3 protein-coding genes and 1 pseudogene are annotated in these 1,710 nt (G+C 71.4%); all 4 read right to left on the reverse strand.

Going from position 1 to position 1,710, the window contains the following annotated elements; genetic code table 11:
* Positions 1-495: GTP-binding protein (locus tag A2U95_RS25125; RefSeq protein WP_166027070.1), on the reverse strand; the 495-nt coding region annotated here is incomplete at its 3' end.
* Complete coding sequence (locus A2U95_RS25130; RefSeq protein ID WP_240958075.1) at positions 479-805, reverse strand: DUF742 domain-containing protein; 327 nt, start codon at positions 803-805, stop codon at positions 479-481. The genes A2U95_RS25125 and A2U95_RS25130, both read right to left, overlap by 17 nt.
* A 14-nt stretch (positions 806-819) precedes the next feature.
* Entirely contained in the window at positions 820-1,278 is a 459-nt protein-coding gene (locus tag A2U95_RS25135; RefSeq protein WP_206283057.1) for a roadblock/LC7 domain-containing protein, read from the reverse strand.
* 56 nt (positions 1,279-1,334) lie between these two features.
* Positions 1,335-1,710: pseudogene (locus A2U95_RS25140) on the reverse strand (hypothetical protein); the annotation flags it as partial.

Here is a 1,710-nt window from a genome sequence, read left to right on the forward strand (position 1 = left end):
GTCGCAGTCCACCACCGGAACGTCGTCGTGCAGGCCCAGCGCCTCCCGGACCTCGTCCAGTTCGAACCGCCGGGCCCCCGGGAAGTGGTTCACCGCGAGCACGAACGGGGCCCGCTGCGCCTCGAAGTAGTCCAGCGCCGGGAAGCAGTCCTCGATCCGGCGGGTGTCGACCAGCACCACCGTGCCCAGCGCCCCCTCGACCAGGTCGTCCCAGAGGAAGGAGAACCGGTCCTGACCGGGCGTCCCGAACAGGTAGAGGGAGATGGCCGGGTTGAGGGTGATCCGGCCGAAGTCCAGCGCCACGGTGGTGGTGGTCTTGGACTCCACCCCGTCCAGCGAGTCGACCCCCACGGACACCTGGGTGATCGCCGCCTCGGTGTCCAGCGGCTCGATCTCGGAGATGGCTCCGATGAACGTGGTCTTGCCGACGCCGAGTCCGCCGCTCACCACGATCTTCACGGCCAGCGGAACCATCTTGTCAGAGCGACCGGACATGGTCCCTGATCCTTTCCAGCGTATGGAGCGGGAGCTCCGCGGGTTGGCGGCAGGCGAGGTGCCCGGCGGCGACGAGATCGGAGATCAGCACCCTGGCGACCCCCAGCGGGACCCCCACCCGATGCGCCACCTCGGCCACCGTCGTCGGGCTCTCGCACACCGCGGCCACCCTCTTCCGTTCGAACGTCAGCGACTCGCCCGGCGGACGGACGGCGACCACCAGCGTCTCCAGCCTCAGGTCGTTCCGCAGCGGCTCCACCCGTCCACCGGTGATGATGAACGGCCTGACGAAGCTGTTGTCCTCTTCCACGGGCTGCTCACCGCTCACCGGGGCAGGGACTGGCGCAGGTCGGCGATCAGGGCCGGGGTGAGCAGGTCGCCGGCCCGTTCCGCGAGCACGGCCATCTCGTAACCGACCAGGCCGAGTTCACCGCTGCTGTCGGCGAGCACCCCGAGACAGCTGCCGTCGCGGATCGCCGAGACCAGCAGGAAGCCCCGCCCCATCTCGATCATGATCAGCTTCACGCCGTCGAAGCCGTACCGCCTCGAGGCGCTGCGCGCCAGGCTGGACAGCCCCGACACGATGGCCGCCAGGTGGTCGGCCTCGGTCCTCCCGAGCCCTTCGGAGACCGCGATCAGCAGTCCGTCCGAGGAGACCGCGACCGCGTCACGCACCCCGTCGGTGTTGCGGACGAAGGCGGCGAGCAGCCAGTTGAAGGTCTGCGAATCCTGCTGGGTGGGCGCCGCGTTCGGTGAGGGCGCCGTGTTCTGGGAGGGCGCCATGTTCTGGAAGGACGCCGTGTTCTGGAAGGACGCCGTGTTCTGGAAGGGAGATGTGGTCACTTCGTTCCGCCCCCGTCACTCACGGCGTCCTTCGGCGCCCCGGCGTCGGCACCCGTGCCGCGTTCCATGTCCCTCTCCTTCTCCTTCTGCACGCTGATCCCGCCCCGCAGGTGTGCGCTGCGCAGGGAGGAGAGCATCCCGGAGACCTGCTCCGGGGTGCGCTCCCGCTCCGGCGCGGGAGGCAGCGGCCGGGCTCCCGCCCGGTCGGTCTCGTCGACGGCCGCGCCGATGGCGCTGCGCCGCGGGCGTTTCACCAGGCCGTTGCGGGTGCGCGCGGCGTCCGCGCCACGGGCCGGTTCGGGCCGCCGCTCCCCCGGGGCGCCGGCCTGGGGCGCCGCGATCTGCGGGCGCGCGGGCCGGGACGGCGCGGAG

The sequence above is a fragment of the Streptomyces chilikensis genome (genome assembly GCF_001642695.1).
Classification (GTDB): Bacteria; Actinomycetota; Actinomycetes; order Streptomycetales; family Streptomycetaceae; genus Streptomyces; species Streptomyces chilikensis.

Coding starts and splice junctions, on each gene's coding strand:
- A2U95_RS25135 (WP_206283057.1), bottom strand. CDS start 1,278: ATGGCGCCCTCCCAGAACACGGCGCCCTCACCGAACGCGGCGCCCACC.